This window comes from Prosthecomicrobium sp. N25 (assembly GCF_037203705.1).
In the GTDB taxonomy this organism is placed as follows: domain Bacteria; phylum Pseudomonadota; class Alphaproteobacteria; order Rhizobiales; family Ancalomicrobiaceae; genus Prosthecodimorpha.
On sequence record NZ_JBBCAT010000003.1, the window covers coordinates 86,557 to 103,363 of the forward strand.

Genomic DNA, 16,807 nt, shown 5'->3' on the forward strand with positions numbered 1-16,807 from the left:
CATCCGCATGGTCCGCCGACCGGAGGCCGCGCGAGGTCGGTCGCGGCTCTGGACTGCGCGAGATTGGGCGAACTTCTGTCCCGCTACTTGATCGGCTGGGCCAGCGGGTCCTGCAGGCCGCCGGTCGCCCCGTCGCGCAGGTGCCACGGGCGCCGCCGGTACGGCGCGACGCGGACCCGAGGTCGCACGAATGGCGAGCTACGGGTTTGCCCCATGCCCGATTGTCCCAAGCCATCAAGCCGTCGAGCTCACGATCCACCAACGTGAGCATTCATCAAATATCGCCGGCCATGGGTCCGTCCGAGACGGAACACTGGGCTCGCTTTCTCATTGCATAACTTCACCCTCGGAGACGAATTGGGGCGCAGGGGAAGCATCAATGAGGGAAGACGTGCTCATCGAATGGGTCGAGGCGGTCGATCGTGTACAGAAGGCGACCGAGAGACTCGTCGAGGCGTCCAGGACGACGACCAGACTGCCCTACGCTGAGGCTGAACTGTCGGCCGCGATCCGACACCTTGAGCGGCTATCCCGCATCCTGGATACCAAGTCGGCCAACTGACCGGCGGCCGCCGGCGGGCCCCGACCGGTCTGTTCCCGACCCAATCGCCGCGCCTCAGACACGCGCAAGCGTGGCCCGGCAGGTTCCAGGCACGCGGAGGCGACAAGGCCCGGGGAGTCGACGAGGCGACCGGGCGACCGGGGAAAGGCCGCTTGCCTCGGCATCGCGGTGCCCGTCATCTGGCCCGGCGGGCCATGTTCCGAACAGAAATGCCGAGGACCCGGACCGCTCGGCGATTGCCGAACGTCCGGGTCCTCGGCCTCGAGCTCTGCGACCTTGCCGGCCGGCTGCCGTCTCGGGTGCGGAGCGCCTGGAGACCCCTGTCGGGCCACCGTGGCTCGTCCGCGCGCAGCCGGCGAGCCGTCAGCCGATCGACACGGTCATTCCGCTCAGGGCGACCGAGAACTGGATGCCGATCTGCTTGCCTGTCAGGGTCAGGATGACGCCGCGGGAATTCTGCAGCTTGACCGTCGTGGCCCCGCCCGCGACGGCCACGCCGGCGCCGAGTGCGGTATAGGTCCCGGTAATGTCGGAGGCCGTGGTCAGGCCGGTGGCGCGACCGACGAGTTCGGCCTCCGCCACGCCGATGATGGCGCCGAGACTGACGCCGCCGATCTTCAACGGATACTGCCGGCCGCCGAAGTTGAGGACGCCGCTTCCACCGCCCAGGCCGACCACGAACCCCGCCTTGACGATCTTGATGCGCACCGAGCCGGTGGCCGCATGGGCCGGTACGGTCCCGCCGAGCAACGTGGCGGCCATTCCACCACCGAGAAGACCGAGAAGGGTCCTTCGCGATTCCGAGCGCTGAATCATGAGTCAATCCTCGCCTGCGTTGGTCAGACGTCCCGCGATGGCCGGAACGTCCCGGACGGCCGGCCACACGCCGCCGTCACGGGTACCGACATGGTCCGATGGCCGACCCTGCCCGACATCCGGCACGCCGACTTGTCCATTCGGGACATGCGGCGACCACCGGGCTAGGCCGACCCCCGTAGCCGCCCGCGGGCGGCCCGAAGCGGTGCGTGGTGACGACGCTCCGGCCCGCGACGGCAGGTGGTCCGGATGGCTACGGACACGGCCCAAGCGATCAAGCGGGGCGGCCTTGCCGTGAAAGGATCGCACGCTCGCCGCGGGGGGCCTGCGGGATACCGATCGACGTTCCGGTCGCCACGGGGGCCCTCCTGCCGCATTGCGTCATGCACCGGCAGTTCCGACGGAAGGAAGAGACCATGAAAAAGTACACTTCTCTGCTTGGCGGCTCGATCCTCTCGATCATGATGCTGGCCCAGCCTGCCCTCGGCCAGAGCACCCAGGTCCAGGCCCCGGCTCTCGCCGGGTTGAGCGCCGCCGACCTTCAGGCCATCACCGACGCCAGGATCGGGATCGTCAAGGCCGCGCTGCAGCTGACCCCCGAGCAGGCGAAGCTCTGGCCCCCGATCGAGGAGGCGATCCGTAACCGCGCGCTCGGACGCCAGAAGCGTCTCGCCGCCCTGCAGGCCGGACTTGAGCGGGGTGAAGCCGATATACTCCAGCTCATGCGCGAGCGGGCCGACAACCTGATCGCCCGGGGCACCGAGCTGAAGAATGTCGCGAACGCCTGGCAGCCGCTGGCGCAGACGCTTTCTGCCGAACAGAAGGAACGCCTCGCGCTCTTCGCCTCCCATTTCCTGGACATGGTCCGTGACGCGGTCGAAGCCCGGCGGCAGCAGATCGAGGACGAAGCCGACGAGTGAAACCGGGCCCGGGGAAGGTCCGACACTTCGTCCTGTGATCGCCGGGCTTGTCCCGGCGATCCACCCCCGGCCGCGGCGGCCTCTCCTGCCGACGAGAGGGCCGGGCGATCGTCCGGCGGTTTCCTGCGCCGCACAGGACCCACCGAAACCGGGTCCCTGCGCAAAAATGAGACGCTGGGATATGGGCGGTCCGCACCTGCGGCGGCAGCTTTTCCTCCAGGCGCGAGCAAGTCCGCGCTGAACGACGAGCGAACCACCGCCCGGCGCGAAGACCGGGCGGGTCCGCGGCGTCAAGGGAGGAACACCATGCGCAACTCATTGCTCGGCGCCGTCGCGGTCGCCGCCCTCATGCTGCCGGGCGCAGCCTTCGCCCAGAGCGGAACCATCAAGATCGGCATCCTCGTCGCGCTGGAAGGCGCCTTCGCGGCCGGCGGCCAGGACGGCGTGCGCAACGTCGAGCTGGCCCTGAAGCAGGTCAACAACACCATCGGGGGCAAGAATATCGAGACCGTGGTGGCGCCGACCGACACCAAGCCGGACACGACCGTCCGCATGGCGCGCAAGCTCATCGAGCAGGACAAGGTCGACTTCATCATCGGCCCGCTGTCCGGCTCCGAAGGCATCGCGATGCGCGACTTCGCCAAGACGATCCCCGACAAGGTCGTCATCAACGGCATCTCGGGCGCGCTCGAGACCACCTGGGTCGACCCGGCGCCGAATTTCTACCGCTTCAACCTCGACGGCGCGCAGTGGGGCTACGGCCTCGGCACCTACGTCGCGAAGACCAAGGGCTGGAAAAAGGTCGCCACCATCGCGGCCGACTACTCGTTCGGCTACACCAACTTCATGGGCTTCGCGGTCGACTACTGCAAGGCCGGCGGCGACATCGTGCAGCGCTTCTGGCAGCCGCTCGGCCAGGCCGACTTCGCCGCCATCATCGCGCAGCTGCCCGAGAACGTGGACGCCATCTACCTCGGCCTCGGCGGCACCGACGCGATCAACTTCCTGAACCAGTACCAGCAGGCCGGCGAGAAGATCCGCCTGATCGGCGGCACCATCATGGCCGACCAGACCGTGCTGACCGCCAAGGGCAAGGCCAAGGACGCGCTCAAGGGCACGCCGACCTCCGGTCCCTTCGCGATCGACGACCCGAGCCCGGCCTGGACGTCCTACGTCAAGCTCTACCAGGACTCCATTCCGGCGGCCCAGCGCTTCCCGACGCCGTCGCTGTTCGGGCTCGGCTACTACGTGGCCACGCAGGCGGCCATCAAGGGTCTGGAGGCCGCCGGCGGCGATCTCTCCGATGGGCAGGCCAAGTTCAAGGCGGCGCTGAACAAGCTCCAGCTCGACAGCCCGGTCGGCAAGATCACGCTGAACGAGAACCGCCAGGCGACCGGCACGGTCTTCATCACCGAGGTCGTCGATGGACCGGACGGCGGGCTGACCAGCAAGATGGTCGGCCGCGCCGACAACGTCACCCAGACGCTCGGAATGTCGACCGAGCAGTTCAAGGCGCTCGGCCTGCCGTCCCGCGACGTCGTCGACTGCGCCAAGCTGCGCGCGGGCGGCTGACGCCGGCCGTCGACCCAAGACCGGCGGCCGGCCGGAAGTGCCGGCCGCCGCACCCGTCCCATGACGAAGCGTACCGGGCCCGCTGCGGTCCGGTCGCCGGCGTGAACGGCTCCCCCTGGGAGCGTCCCTCCCGGGCGGGAGTGTCGCCGATGACGTTGATCGGGTATCTGACGCGAACCCATTTCGCCGAAGCCGCCATCGAGGACGCCCTGCCCGAGGAGGCCGGCGACCTCGCCCGCGCGCTCGTCCTCGTCGACCGCGAACCGGGCGTCGAGGCGGCGCTCGACCGGATCCGCGAGGCGCTCTGCGGCACGCGGCTCACGGTCGTCGAGGCGCCGCCCTCGGCGCCGAGCCGGGCCGCCGTCGCGCCGATCGCCAGGAGCCTGCGCGGCATCCCGGGCGGGACCCTCGTCGCCATCGGGGGGGCTGCCGCCGTGGGGCAGGCGCGCCTGGTCGCCGAGCAGGCCGGGCGGCGCGGCGAGAAGCCGCTCGTGATCGCCGTCCCGGTCGGGCTCTTCGATCTCGGTCTCGCCCGGCAGGTCCGCCCCACGGACGGACGGCCCATGCCCTGCCCCCGGCCCGACCGGATCATTGCCGACCCGACCGTGCTCGACCGGGTCCCGGGCCGGCGCCTCGCGGCCTCCGCGATGGAAACACTCGTGCATGCCATGGAGGCCTATGCGAGCCCCGGCTACAACCCGCCCGCCGACGGGCTCGCGCTCGAGGCGGTCCGGCGCATGACGCGCTGGCTGCCGGTGGGGCTCGAGGCCGGCGGGCAGCGCGAGGCCCGCCGCGAGCTGATGGCGGCCGCCCTCACGGCCGGCCTCGCCATGGAGAAGGCGGTCGGCGGGGTCGACGCGCTGGCCTGCCCGATCGAGGCCGAACTCGGCGCGGGGTTCCTGCCCGGCGACGTGCGCGCGCCGCTCCTCGCGGCGGTCGCGGAATTCAACGCCCAGGCGGTCGGCGACCGCTATGCGGCGCTGGCCCGGACCTTCGCGCCGGAGGACCGCGACCTGTCCTTCAGCCGCGAGATCGGCGCCTTCGCGCGGACCGTCGGAATGCCCACCACCCTCAGGGAGGTCGGCATCGACCGGGCCCGGTTCGACCGCTTCGCCGAGATCGCCGCCAGCGATCCGGCGTCCCTGGCCAATCCGCGTCGGATGACGCCGGTCGACTGCCGCCGGATCCTCGAGGCCGCGTGGTGAGGCGCGCCGGGACCGCCTTGCCGGCCGGCCGCGCCGCGGGCGCGCCAAGCTGTCGTTTTGCTGTTGTCGGCCGTCCGACATCCTCTACATTCATGAAAATCCGCAGAAAAACAGAAAATGCGGGAGGGAACGAATGAGCATTGCTCACGTTGTCGCACACGGCGCGTTCGGGCGCGCCTGCCTTTTCGAGCTGGACCGTGCCATGGTCCCGCACGCCCACAGGGAGGGTCATCTGATCTTCCACGTGAGCGGACCGGCGGCCCAGGTCGTGGTCGACGGCCGGCCCCTGCCGCTGTCGCCCACCATGGCGACCGCGATCAGCCCCTGGCAGCCGCACTATTTCCAACCGGTCGACCGGCGCCACCCGACCCTGACGCTGGTGCTCTACATCCGGCCCGGCTGGTTCGTGGAGGCGAGCCGCGAGGCGACCGAGATCCTGCGCTTCGGCCGCTCCACGGTCGAGACCGGGGACCATCTCGCGCGCCTCGTCGCCGACACGGCCCGAGTGCTCGCGTCGCATCGCGACGGCGACGGCGGCCTGGAGGACCGACTGGGAGCCCTGACCCAGGCGGCCTTCGACCTGACCTGGCAGTGGACGAGCCCGGCCGACGTGATACCGGGGGACACCGGGCGCCTGCGCGACTTCCGGCTCCGCCGCGCCATCAACCACCTCGCCCGGACCCTCGGCGAGCCCATCGACCTCGCCGAGGTGTCGCGTGCCGCGGGGCTGTCCAGGCCGCACTTCTTCAAGCTGTTCCGCGAGCAGATGGGGCTGCCCCCGACCATCTTCCTCAATGCCCTGCGCATGGAGCGCGCGATCGAGCGGCTGGCCCGGGGCGGCGAGACCGTCTCGGAGATCGGGTTCGATCTCGGCTTCGCGACGCCGGCGAGCTTCTCGCGCTTCTTCATCGCCAACGGGGTCGTGCCGCCGAGCGCCTACCGGCGGAGCGTCGTCGGGCTCGCGCACTGAGGCCGGGCGCGCCGCCCGAAAGAAGAGACGTTCGGGAAAGCGCGCCGGCCGGAGCCCGTTCTAGTCTCGCCCTCGACGGGTGCGGGCAGCCGCGACCCGATACCGCCGGACTTCCCGCAATGGAAGACTTCGTCAAGCGCCGTCCGCTCTGGAGCCTGGTCATCGTGGTCCTGGCCGCGGTGCTCTTGTGGCTGATCCTGGCGCCCTGGCCGCCGGAACTCTCGGCCAAGTGGGGACGCAAGCAGATCTTCCTCAATGCGCTGTTCGGCGGGATCACGCTCGGCGCGCTCTACTTCCTGGTCGCGGCCGGGTTCACGCTGATCTTCGGCCTGATGCGGGTCGTCAACCTGGCGCACGGCTCCCTGTTCCTGCTCGGCGGATATCTCGGCTACGAGGTCTCGACGGCCACGGGATCGTGGTTCCTCGCCTTCCCGGTGGTGTTCGTGGTGGTCGGTCTCCTGGGCCTCCTGATGCAGCGCTTCATCTTCACCAAGATGGAGGGCGAGGAACTTCGCCAGACGCTGGTCAGCATCGGCATCTCCATCGTGCTCGCCGACCTGATGCTCTGGTACTGGGGCGGCCAGTCCTATTCGATCCTCGCCCCGGAATTCCTGCAGGGTCCCGTCGAGCTGCCGATCGTCAGCGCCGTCAACGCGACGACCGGCGCCGTCACGTGGCTTCGCTACCCCTCGGTGCGGATCTGGATCCTGGCGGCCGCCATCGTGATCGGCGTCGCCATGTGGCTGGTGCTGAACCGGACCGCGCTCGGCATGCTGATCCGGGCCGGCGTCGACGACCGCGAGATGCTGGCGGCCTCGGGGGTCCGGATCCAGCTGGTCTTCCTGGCGGTCTTCGGCTTCGGCGCCGGGCTCGCCGGCATGGCCGGGATCATCGGCGGCACGTTCCAGTCGCTCTCGCCCGGGGAGGACACCCGCTTCCTGCTGGCGAGCCTCGTCGTCGTGATCGTCGGCGGCATGGGATCGATCGTGGGGGCCGCCGTCGGCGCGCTGGTGATCGGCGTGACCGAGCAGATGGGCTTCGTCTACGCGCCGACCTACTCGATCGTGTTCACCTTCCTGGTGATGGCGGCGGTGCTCGCCTTCCGGCCCCAGGGTCTTCTCGGAGCGGGGCGCTAGGCCATGGCGATGTCCGACCAGGCGCTCCGCTCCGGCACCCGCACCGACGAGCCCCTGTGGTTCGAGCGGCTCTCGGCGCCCTGGTGGGCCCTGATCGTGGTGCTCCTGTTCATGCCCGCGGTCGCCAACAGCTTCTGGCTGTTCCAGGTAATGGGCTGGACCTTCATCCTCGGCATGATCGGGCTCAGCCTGATGTTCCTGGCCGGCTACGGCGGCATGGTCAGCCTCCTGCAGATGACGGTCGCGGGGGTGGCCGGCTACATGGTGGCGATCCTCGGCACGTCGGGCGCGGCCAACATCAGCCTCGGCCTGTCATGGTGGATCGTGCTGCCGACGGCCTACCTGGTCGCGGCGCTCTTCGCGACCGTCTCGGGGGCGCTCGCGGTGCGCACCGAAGGCATCTACACGATCATGATCACGCTCGCGATCGCGGCGGCCTTCTTCTACTTCACCCGGCAGAACTACTCGATCTTCAACGGCTACTCGGGCTTCAACCTGGTCCTGCCGCCGGCCCTGTTCGGCGTCGCCTGGCGCGATCCGATCCCCTTCTACTACCTGAGCCTCGGCGCCGCGGCGCTCTGCTACGCCGCGGTCGTGTACATCGCCCGCGCGCCCTTCGGCCTCGCCCTGCAGGGCGTGCGCGACAACCCGCGCCGCATGGCCGCGCTCGGCTTCGGGGTCACGGCGCACCGGGTCGCCGCCTATGCGCTGGCAAGCGTCTTCGCCTCGACGGGCGGCATCCTTCTGGTCTGGCAGAACGCCCAGATCGCGCCCGGCACGATCGGCATCCCCTCGGCGATCGACGTGCTGGTGGTCGCGGTGGTGGGCGGCATAAGGCGGCCGCTCGGGCCCTTCATCGGGGCGTTCATCTACGTGATCCTGCAGGTCTTCTCGTCCGACGCGCTCGGCGTCTTCGGCTTCTCGGCGGAGCGCTTCAAGCTGATCATCGGGCTCGGCTTCCTCGCCATGGTGCTGTTCTCGCCGGACGGCGTGCTCGGCCTGTGGGACCGCTGGCGGGCGCGGTCGGCGGCGCGGCAGGCCGCACGGCAGGGAGGCGCGGCATGAACGCTCCGGTCTCCGCCGCCCGATCGGCCGCCGTCGGGTCGAGCCAGGTCAGCGGCGGCAATGCGCTGGAGTTGCGCGGCATCACCAAGCGCTTCGGGGCCCTGACGGCCATCTCGGATGTCACCCTGTCGGTTCGGCCGGGCGAGCGGCGGGCCGTGCTCGGCTCGAACGGCGCCGGCAAGACCACGCTCTTCAACTGCATCACGGGGGACTTCCTGCCGACCGCGGGCTTCATCCGCTTCTTCGGCGAGGACATCACGGCCTTCCCGCCCCACGAGCGCATCCGCCGCGGACTGCGGCGCACCTACCAGATCTCGTCGCTGTTCACCGGCCTGACCGTGGCGGACAACGTCTACCTGGCCTGCCGGGGCGTGTCGCGGAACCGCTTCTCGCTCGTCCGCCCGCGCCGCGACGACGCGCTGGTCCATGCGGCCGACCTGCTGATCGAGGCCGTGCACCTGACGGCGGACCGGGACAGGATCGTGGGCGAGCTCGCGTATGGGCAGCAGCGGCAACTCGAGATCGCCCTCGCGCTCTCCGGCGCGCCGCGCTTCGTGCTGTTCGACGAGCCGGCCGCGGGTCTGTCTCCGACGGAGCGGCGCGACCTGGTCGCCATCCTGACGTCGCTGCCGGGCCACATCGGCTACATCATCATCGAGCACGACATGGACGTGGCGCTGCGCGTCGTCGAGAGCGTGACGATGATGCACAACGGCCGGATCTTCAAGGAAGGCGCGCCGGCCGACATCGAGGACGATCCGGAAGTCCAGGAACTCTACCTCGGAGGCGGACATGGCTGAGCCCACGCCGCGCACCGCCGGGTCCGGCCCGCCGGTCCTCCAGCTCCAGGGGGTCAACGTCTTCTACGGCCGCAGCCACGCCCTGCAGAGCGTGGACCTCGCGCTGCAGGGCGGCGTACTTTCGGTGGTCGGCCGTAACGGCATGGGCAAGACGACCATGTGCAAGGCGATCATGGGGCTGGTGCCGATCGCCTCGGGGTCGATCCGCTTCCTCGGCGAGGAGCTCGTCGGGCGGGCGCCGGCCGAGATCGCCCGCCTGGGCATCGGCTACGTGCCGCAGGGCCGGCGGCTATGGCGCTCGCTGACCGTGGACGAGCATCTCCGGCTGATGGCGCGCGGCAAGGGCGCCTGGACGCCGGAGCGGATCTACGAGGTCTTCCCCCGGCTCGCCGAGCGCCGCCGCAACGGCGGCGCGCAGCTCTCGGGCGGCGAGCAGCAGATGCTGGCGATCAGCCGCGCCCTCCTGATGAACCCGCGCCTCCTGATCATGGACGAGCCGACCGAGGGCCTCGCCCCGGTGATCGTGGCGCACGTCGAGGAGACGCTCGTCCGGCTCGCGGCCGAGGGCGACGTGTCGATCCTGGTGATCGAGCAGAACATCGGCGTGGCGACCCAGATGTCCGATCCGGTCGCCATCATGGTCAACGGCCGGATCCATCGGGTGATCGCCTCGCAGACGCTGGCGGCGGACCGCGACCTGCAGCAGCGCCTGCTCGGCGTCGGCCGGCACGGCCACGAGTCGGCGGACGCCCTGACCGTCGACGACGGGGCGACGGGGCCGAAGCCGGCGACGGCCCCGCCGTCGGGGCCGATCCGGATCTACGTCGCCAATCCGGCGACGCCGACCCGGTGGTCGCAGGACGTGCCGGCGGCGCGCATCGAGGCGCAGGCGCGCACCGTCACCCGCCCCATGCTCGCCACCGTCGACGGCCGGCGCGTCGGCGACCTGTCGCCGCTGGCCGGGCGGGTGCCCCAGGAGCCGCACGTCATCGTCGCCGGCACGCTCGACACCAAGGGCGACGAGCTCCGCTACATCCGCGACATCATCAAGGCCGCCGGGATCCGGACGCGGCTGGTCGACCTCTCCACGCGCGGCCGGAACCAGGGCGCGGACGTCTCCGCCCAGGAGGTCGCCCTCGCCTCGCCGGCCGGATCGGCCGGCATCGCCTCCGGAGACCGCGGCACGGCGGTCGCGGCCATGACGGAGGCGTTCCGGGCCTGGGTCGGCCGGCAGCAGAACGTCGCCGGCATCATCGCGGCCGGCGGCTCGGGCGGCACCGCGATCGCCACCGCGGGCATGCAGGTGCTGCCCGTCGGCGTGCCGAAACTGATGATCTCCACGATGGCCTCCGGCAACGTCGCCGCTTACGTGGGCGCGACCGACATCACGATGATGCACTCGGTGACCGACGTGCAGGGCCTCAACCGGGTCTCCCGCGCGGTGCTCGGCAACGGCGCCCGGGCGATGGCCGCCATGGCGCGCGCCTTCATGGAGGAGAAGGCCGCGAGCCCCGCCCGCCGGCCCGCCGGCGAGAGGCCGCTCGTCGGCCTGACCATGTTCGGCGTGACGACGCCCTGCGTGCAGCAGGTCACCCGGCTCGTCGAGAAGGACTGGGAGCCGCTCGTCTTCCACGCGACCGGCGTCGGCGGCCGGTCGATGGAGAAGCTGATCGAGTCCGGCCTCGTCCAGGGCGTGATCGACGTCACCACCACCGAGGTCTGCGACCTCATGATGGGCGGCATACTGCCCGCCACCGAGGACCGCTTCGGCGCCGTGATCCGGACGAAGCTGCCCTATGTGGGTTCGGTCGGCGCGCTCGACATGGTCAACTTCGGCGCGCCCGAGACGATCCCGGCGCATTACCGGCACCGCCTGTTCTACCCCCACAACCCGCAGGTCACGCTGATGCGGACGACCGCGGACGAGAACCGCCGGATGGGGCTGTGGATCGGCGAGCGGCTGAACCGGATGGAGGGGCCGGTGCGCTTCCTGATCCCGGAGGGGGGCGTCTCCGCGCTCGACGCGCCCGGCCAGCCCTTCTGGGACCCGGCGGCCGACGCGGCGCTCTTCGACGCGATCGCCGCCACCGTCCGGGTCACCGCGAACCGGCAGATCGTGCGGCTGCCGCACCACATCAACGATCCCGCCTTCGCGGCGGCGCTCGCCCAGCATTTCCGCGCCCTGCACCAGGGCCGGTTCCGCGGCGCATCCGGCAGGACCTGACCCATGCCCAGCTTCTCCCGCTCCGAACTCCTCGCCCGCTACCGCGCCATGATCGCCCGCGGCGAGCCGATCGTCGGCGGCGGCGCCGGCACCGGGCTCTCCGCCAAGTGCGAGGAGGCCGGCGGCATCGATCTGATCGTCATCTACAATTCCGGCCGCTACCGGATGGCCGGGCGCGGCTCGCTCTCCGGCCTTATGCCCTACGGCGACGCCAACGCCATCGTGATGGACATGGCGCGCGAGGTGCTGCCGGTCGTGAGGAAGACGCCTGTCGTCGCCGGGGTCTGCGGCACCGACCCGTTCCGGTCGATGGACGTCTTCCTCGACGAGGTGAAGCGGATCGGGTTCTCGGGCGTCCAGAACTTCCCCACCGTGGGCCTGATCGACGGGATCTTCCGCAGGAACCTGGAAGAGACCGGCATGGGCTATGGGCTCGAGGTCGACATGATCGGCCTCGCCGGCAGCAAGGACCTGCTCACCACCCCCTACGTCTTCGGCGAGGCCGATGCCGCCGCGATGGCGCAGGCCGGCGCCGACATCGTGGTCTGCCACCTCGGCCTGACCACCGGCGGCTCGATCGGCGCGGAGACCGCCCTGAAGCTCGCCGACTGCCCGGCCCTCGTCGACCGCTGGGCCGAGGCGGCGCTGGCGGTGAAGCCCGACGCCATCGTGCTCGTCCACGGCGGGCCGGTCGCCGAGCCGGCCGATGCCGCCTTCATCATGCAGAACACCCGGCATTGCCATGGCTTCTACGGCGCCTCCTCGATGGAACGGCTGCCGGTGGAGACGGCGATCCGGGATCAGACGCGGGCCTTCAAGGCCATCGGGCGCCACGGCGCCGGAGGGAACGAACCGACGGCGGGGCCTGACCGCCGATCGCGAGCCGACGGGTGACGAGGGGTCCGGGATGGGGAGGAAACTGACATGACGGGGCAGCTGATCGGAACGCTCCTTCTCTGGCTCATCGTGGCGGTGATCGTGATCGCGATCGTCGTCTACCTGGTCAACTGGCTGTACCGGCGGTCCTCCAAGGAGGTGTCCTTCGTCCGGACCGGCCTGTTCGGCGAGAAGGTGGTGATCAACGGCGGCGCCTTCGTGCTGCCGATCATCCACGACGTCACGCTGGTCAGCATGAACGTGCTGCGCATGGCCGTGACCCGCGCCAACGGCGACGCGCTCTCGACCCGCGACCGGATGCGCGTCGACATCGACGCCGAGTTCTACGTCCGGGTCCGGCCCGATCCCGCCTCGGTCTCGGTTGCGGCGGCCACGCTCGGCCGGCGAACCCTGCAGCCCGACCAGTTGAACGCGCTGCTCTCCGGCAAGTTCATCTCGGCCCTGCGCTCCGTCGCGTCCGAGATGACCATGGAGGAGATGCACGAGCAGCGCGGGCTCTACGTGCAGCGCGTCAAGGACGCCGCTGTCGACATGCTCGAACAGAACGGGCTGGTCCTGGAATCCGTCGCGATCACCGACCTCGACCAGACCGACCTGCAATTCTTCAATCCCTCCAACCGCTTCGACGCCGAGGGTCTCACCCGCGTGATCGAGGAGATCGAGCAGAAGCGGAAGATCCGGAACGACATCGAGCAGGACTCGATGATCAAGATCCGGACCCGCAACCTCGAGGCGGAGCGCCAGGCCCTCGATATCGAGCGGGACAGCGAGACCGCCCGGCTGGAGCAGCAGCGCGAGATCGAAATCCGCCGCGCCATGCAGCGCGCCGAGGTCGCCCGCGAGCGGGCGCAGCGCGACACCGAAGCCGAGCAGGCCCTGATCCAGTCGCGCGAGGAGATCGAGAAGGCCAAGATCGCCAACGACCGGGCGATCAGCGAGGCCCGGATCGCGTCGGAACGCGACGTGCGCCAGCGCGAGATCGAGCGCACGAAGGCCGTCGAGGTGGCCGACATCGTCGCCCGCGAGGAGGTCGAGAAGGCCAGGATCCGGAACGAGAACACCGTGCAGGCCACCCGCATCGCCTCCGAGATGGAGACCCGGCAGAGGGAGATCGAGCGGACGCGGGACCTGGAGGCGGCGGAGATCGCGGCGCGCGAGGCGACCGAGAAGGCGCGCATCGCCCAGGAGGCCCTGGTCAACGCCGAGCGCATCGCCCGCGAGCAGGAGGTCCGCAGCCTCGAGATCACCCGCAACCGGACGCTCGACGAATCCGAGATCGCGGCCCGGGAGGCGGTCGAGAAGGCCCGGATCGCGCAGGAGAACACGATCACGGCGGAGCGGATCGCCTTCGAGGAGGGCCGCCGCAGGCTGGAGATCGACCGCAACGCCGCGGTGGAGAAGGCCGAGATCGCCGCCCGCGAGGCCATCGAGGCGGCGCGCATCGCCCAGGAGAAGGCCGTCGCGGCCGAGCGCATCGCCTCGGACCTCGAGACACGCCGGCTGGAGATCCGGCGCACCGAGGAGCTGGAGGCCGCCGAGATCGCCGCCCGCGAGACCGTCGAGAAGGCCCGCATCGCCCAGGAGAATGCGATCACGGCGGAGCGGATCGCCTTCGACGAGGGGCGCCGCAAACTGGAGATCGACCGCGACGCCGCGGTGGAGCAGGCCGAGATCGCCGCCCGCGAGGCCACCGAGGCGGCCCGGATCGCCCAGGAGAAGGCGGTCGCGGCCGAGCGCATCGCCTCGGAGCTCGCCACGCGCCGGCTGGAAATCAAGCGCGCGGAGGAACTGGAGGCCGCCGAGATCGAGCGGCGCGACGCGGTGGAGCGCCAGCGCATCGCCGCCGAACTGAAGATCGAGGAGGAGCGGATCGCCTCCTCGCGTGCCCGGGAGGTCCTGCAGATCGAGCAGAAGCGCACGGTCGAGCTCGCCGAGGAGGATCGCGCCATCGTGGTCGCGGCCAAGAAGGCGGAGCGGACCGGCGCCGACAAGGTGTTGCGGCAGGCCGAGATCACCGCCAGGCAGGAGATCGAGCGCACGGACGTCGCCCGCGAGCAGGCGCTCGAGGCCGCCCGGCTGGAGCGCCGGCGCGCAATCGAGCAGATCGAGGTGGCGCGGGTGCAGGCGCTCCAGGAGGCGCAGATCGCCGCCAACGAGGAGGTCGAGCGGGCGCGCATCGCCTCCGATCGCGGCCTCGACGAGGCGCGCGTCGGCCGGCAGCGGGACCTGCGCAAGCTCGAGATCGCCCGCGAGCGCGACGTCGAGAGCGCCGCCATGGACAAGGCGATCGCGCTCTACACCAAGTCGTTGGAGGAGAGCGCGGCGGCCGTTCAGGCCGAGATCGCCAAGGCCAAGGCGGTGGAGGCCGCCGAGCTGGTCAAGACCACGCAGGACCAGGAGACGGCACGGCGGCGCAAGACCGTCGATGTCATCATGGCGGAGACGGCCGCGGAGGAGACCCGCATCGCGGCGGAAGCCGACAAGGTGCGTCGCGCGGTCGAGGCCGAGGCGCAGCGACTCCTCTACGAGGCCGAGAACGTGCTTTCGGACGGGGCCCGCTACGGCCTGTTCCGGCGCCGGCTGCTCGACCGGATCGAGGGCATCGTGCGCGAGAGCGTGCGGCCGATGGAGAAGATCGACGGCATCAAGATCCTGCACGTGGACGGGCTTTCGGGCGGCGGGGGCGGCGGCCCGGCCTCGCGCACGCCGACCGACGAGGTCATCGAGAGCGCGCTGCGCTACCGCGTCCAGGCGCCGCTGATCGACGAGGTGCTGAAGGAGATCGGCATCGAGGGCGGCAGCCTCGCCAAGATGGGCGGTCTCATCCGCGAGGCCTCGGACATGCAGCGCGTCGCCAAGGATGCCCAGCCGCCGAAGCCCAAGGACGGGCCGGCCGAAAAGAAGTGACGAGGTTATCCCATGGCCCGCGTCTATGTCTCGAGTGTCATCAATGCGCCGGCCGCCCGCGTCTGGGCCCGCGTGCGCGACTTCAACGGCCTGCCGAACTGGCATCCGGCGATCGCGGAGAGCCGGATCGAGAACGGCGAGCCGTCCGACAAGGTCGGCTGCATCCGCGCCTTCTCGCTCCGCAACGGCGACCGGCTGCGCGAGCAGCTCCTAGGCCTGTCGGACTACGACCTGTTCTGCACCTACTCGATCCTGGACTCGCCGATGCCGCTGACCAACTACGTCGCGACGCTGCGACTGACGCCCATCACCGACCAGGACCGGACCTTCATCGAATGGTCCGCCGATTTCGACTGCGCGCCCGACAAGGAGGCCGACCTCGTGGCCGGCATCGGCGGGGGCGTTTTTCAGGGCGGATTCGACGCGCTGAAGCGCGCCTTCGGAGGCTGACGTGCCCAAGGTCGTCCGCAGCACGATCGTCGACGTTCCGGTAGACCGGCTCTGGGCCGTGCTGCGCGACTTCAACGCGCACGACCAGTACCACCCGGTGGTCGCCGTCAGCGCGATCGAGCGCGGCTATCCGCCCGACAAGGTCGGCTGCGTGCGCCGCTTCACGCTGCGCGACGGCAGCGAGCTGCGCGAGCAGCTGCTCGCGCTGACCGATCTCGAGATGGCCTACAGCTACTGCCTGCTGGATACGCCGATCCCGCTCTTCAACTACGTGGCGCATGTCCGGCTGCTGCCGGTCACGGACGGCAATCGAAGCTTCTGGCACTGGGAAAGCCGCTTCACGACCCCACCGGGCCGGGAGGAGGAACTCGCCCGCCTGGTGGGCGACGAGGTCTATTCCGCCGGCATGGAGGCCGTGCGGCTCCTGCCCGAACTGCAGACGGGAGCGCCCTGACATGCCGCTCGACTTGCGCAACGCCGCCACCCTGGCCGAAGCAGCCGGGATCCTCGCCGCCGACCGGGGGGCGCGGCTCCTCTCCGGCGGCACGCTCGTGATGCGCGACGTCAACGAGGGACGGCTGACGGAGGGCACGCTCGTCCGGATCGTCGACCCGGCCTACCGCCAGATTCAGGCGTCCGGCAGCCGGGTCGAGCTCGGCGCGGGCGTGACCCTGTCGGCGATCCTCGGCGAGCGCGACCTCGCCTGCCTGCACGCCCCCGCCCGCTCGATCGGCGGGCCGGCCATCCGCAACATGGCGACGGTCGGCGGCAACCTCTTCGCCGAACCGCCCTACGGGGACCTCGCCGTCGCGCTCCTCGCGCTCGACGCACAGGTCCTGGTTCTGGCCGGCTACGGCAGCGCGCGCGCCGTGCCGATCGAGGAGTTCCTGGCCGGCCGGGGACGGGGCGACCAGCGGCTGGTCGTCGCCGTCCAGTTCACCCGGCCCCAGAACCCGGGCGACCTGCGCTACCGGAAGGTCAGCCGGGTGAAGCCCAAGGGCGCCTCGGTCCTCTCGATCGCCGCCCACCTGCCGGGCGCGCCGAGCCGGATCGGCCAGGCGCGGGTCGCCTACGGCGCCATGGGGCCGACGCCGCTCCGGGCCCGGGGCGTGGAGCGGGCGCTCGAGGGGCGGGCCCTCGACGCCGGCACGATCGCGGCCGCGCGGGCCGCGGCGCTGGAGGGCGTCAAGCCCGCCACCGACGCCATCGCGAGCGAATGGTACCGCCGCGAGGTGCTGCCCGTGCACCTCGTCCGCCTCTTGTCGGAACCGGCCTGAAGGAGG

Annotated in this window: 14 protein-coding genes; 13 read left to right on the plus strand and 1 reads right to left on the minus strand. The window is 70.7% G+C overall.

Going from position 1 to position 16,807, the window contains the following annotated elements; all coding sequences use genetic code 11:
* Window positions 1-925 precede the first annotated feature (925 nt).
* Window positions 926-1,324: a hypothetical protein gene (locus tag WBG79_RS19510; protein WP_337358887.1), complete on the minus strand. Its 399-nt coding sequence runs from the start codon at window positions 1,322-1,324 to the stop codon at window positions 926-928.
* A gap of 470 nt (window positions 1,325-1,794) precedes the next feature.
* Between WBG79_RS19510 and WBG79_RS19515 the strand changes: the two genes are divergently transcribed.
* The 13 genes from WBG79_RS19515 to WBG79_RS19575 all read left to right on the plus strand — a co-directional run bounded on the left by WBG79_RS19515 (window position 1,795) and on the right by WBG79_RS19575 (window position 16,801).
* On the plus strand, window positions 1,795-2,298 hold the full coding sequence (locus WBG79_RS19515) for a Spy/CpxP family protein refolding chaperone (RefSeq protein ID WP_337358888.1): 504 nt from the start codon (window positions 1,795-1,797) through the stop codon (window positions 2,296-2,298).
* Between the two features lie 306 nt (window positions 2,299-2,604).
* Window positions 2,605-3,870 (plus strand): ABC transporter substrate-binding protein, encoded by a 1,266-nt coding sequence (locus WBG79_RS19520; protein ID WP_337358889.1) that lies wholly within the window; start codon window positions 2,605-2,607, stop codon window positions 3,868-3,870.
* Window positions 3,871-4,019: 149 nt separating this feature from the next.
* Window positions 4,020-5,075, plus strand: coding sequence for an iron-containing alcohol dehydrogenase (locus WBG79_RS19525; RefSeq protein ID WP_337358890.1), 1,056 nt, complete (start codon window positions 4,020-4,022; stop codon window positions 5,073-5,075).
* Between the two features lie 133 nt (window positions 5,076-5,208).
* On the plus strand, window positions 5,209-6,045 hold the full coding sequence (locus WBG79_RS19530; RefSeq protein WP_337358891.1) for a helix-turn-helix transcriptional regulator: 837 nt from the start codon (window positions 5,209-5,211) through the stop codon (window positions 6,043-6,045).
* Window positions 6,046-6,164: 119 nt separating this feature from the next.
* The gene (locus WBG79_RS19535; protein WP_337358892.1) at window positions 6,165-7,181 is read left to right on the plus strand and encodes a branched-chain amino acid ABC transporter permease; all 1,017 of its coding nucleotides are present in this window, start codon (window positions 6,165-6,167) and stop codon (window positions 7,179-7,181) included.
* 3 nt (window positions 7,182-7,184) lie between these two features.
* Window positions 7,185-8,246 (plus strand): branched-chain amino acid ABC transporter permease, encoded by a 1,062-nt coding sequence (locus WBG79_RS19540; protein ID WP_337358893.1) that lies wholly within the window; start codon window positions 7,185-7,187, stop codon window positions 8,244-8,246.
* Window positions 8,243-9,046: an ABC transporter ATP-binding protein gene (locus tag WBG79_RS19545; protein WP_337358894.1), complete on the plus strand. Its 804-nt coding sequence runs from the start codon at window positions 8,243-8,245 to the stop codon at window positions 9,044-9,046. Before WBG79_RS19540 ends, WBG79_RS19545 begins: the two co-directional genes overlap by 4 nt.
* A complete protein-coding gene (locus WBG79_RS19550; protein WP_337358895.1) occupies window positions 9,039-11,270 on the plus strand; it encodes an ABC transporter permease in 2,232 nt (743 codons plus the stop codon). Before WBG79_RS19545 ends, WBG79_RS19550 begins: the two co-directional genes overlap by 8 nt.
* A gap of 3 nt (window positions 11,271-11,273) precedes the next feature.
* A complete protein-coding gene (locus tag WBG79_RS19555) occupies window positions 11,274-12,164 on the plus strand; it encodes a phosphoenolpyruvate hydrolase family protein (RefSeq protein WP_337358896.1) in 891 nt (296 codons plus the stop codon).
* A gap of 30 nt (window positions 12,165-12,194) precedes the next feature.
* Window positions 12,195-15,074 carry a flotillin domain-containing protein gene (locus WBG79_RS19560; RefSeq protein WP_337358897.1) on the plus strand — a complete coding sequence of 960 codons (2,880 nt, stop codon included), beginning with the start codon at window positions 12,195-12,197 and terminating at the stop codon, window positions 15,072-15,074.
* Between the two features lie 12 nt (window positions 15,075-15,086).
* Complete coding sequence (locus tag WBG79_RS19565) at window positions 15,087-15,524, plus strand: SRPBCC family protein (protein ID WP_337358898.1); 438 nt, start codon at window positions 15,087-15,089, stop codon at window positions 15,522-15,524.
* 1 nt (window position 15,525) lies between these two features.
* On the plus strand, window positions 15,526-15,978 hold the full coding sequence (locus tag WBG79_RS19570) for an SRPBCC family protein (protein WP_337358899.1): 453 nt from the start codon (window positions 15,526-15,528) through the stop codon (window positions 15,976-15,978).
* Window position 15,979: 1 nt separating this feature from the next.
* Complete coding sequence (locus WBG79_RS19575) at window positions 15,980-16,801, plus strand: FAD binding domain-containing protein (RefSeq protein WP_337358900.1); 822 nt, start codon at window positions 15,980-15,982, stop codon at window positions 16,799-16,801.
* The last annotated feature ends 6 nt before the right edge of the window (window positions 16,802-16,807 follow it).

Coding starts and splice junctions, on each gene's coding strand:
- WBG79_RS19510 (WP_337358887.1), bottom strand. CDS start 1,324: ATGGCCGCCACGTTGCTCGGCGGGACCGTACCGGCCCATGCGGCCACC.
- WBG79_RS19515 (WP_337358888.1), top strand. CDS start 1,795: ATGAAAAAGTACACTTCTCTGCTTGGCGGCTCGATCCTCTCGATCATG.
- WBG79_RS19520 (WP_337358889.1), top strand. CDS start 2,605: ATGCGCAACTCATTGCTCGGCGCCGTCGCGGTCGCCGCCCTCATGCTG.
- WBG79_RS19525 (WP_337358890.1), top strand. CDS start 4,020: ATGACGTTGATCGGGTATCTGACGCGAACCCATTTCGCCGAAGCCGCC.
- WBG79_RS19530 (WP_337358891.1), top strand. CDS start 5,209: ATGAGCATTGCTCACGTTGTCGCACACGGCGCGTTCGGGCGCGCCTGC.
- WBG79_RS19535 (WP_337358892.1), top strand. CDS start 6,165: ATGGAAGACTTCGTCAAGCGCCGTCCGCTCTGGAGCCTGGTCATCGTG.
- WBG79_RS19540 (WP_337358893.1), top strand. CDS start 7,185: ATGGCGATGTCCGACCAGGCGCTCCGCTCCGGCACCCGCACCGACGAG.
- WBG79_RS19545 (WP_337358894.1), top strand. CDS start 8,243: ATGAACGCTCCGGTCTCCGCCGCCCGATCGGCCGCCGTCGGGTCGAGC.
- WBG79_RS19550 (WP_337358895.1), top strand. CDS start 9,039: ATGGCTGAGCCCACGCCGCGCACCGCCGGGTCCGGCCCGCCGGTCCTC.
- WBG79_RS19555 (WP_337358896.1), top strand. CDS start 11,274: ATGCCCAGCTTCTCCCGCTCCGAACTCCTCGCCCGCTACCGCGCCATG.
- WBG79_RS19560 (WP_337358897.1), top strand. CDS start 12,195: ATGACGGGGCAGCTGATCGGAACGCTCCTTCTCTGGCTCATCGTGGCG.
- WBG79_RS19565 (WP_337358898.1), top strand. CDS start 15,087: ATGGCCCGCGTCTATGTCTCGAGTGTCATCAATGCGCCGGCCGCCCGC.
- WBG79_RS19575 (WP_337358900.1), top strand. CDS start 15,980: ATGCCGCTCGACTTGCGCAACGCCGCCACCCTGGCCGAAGCAGCCGGG.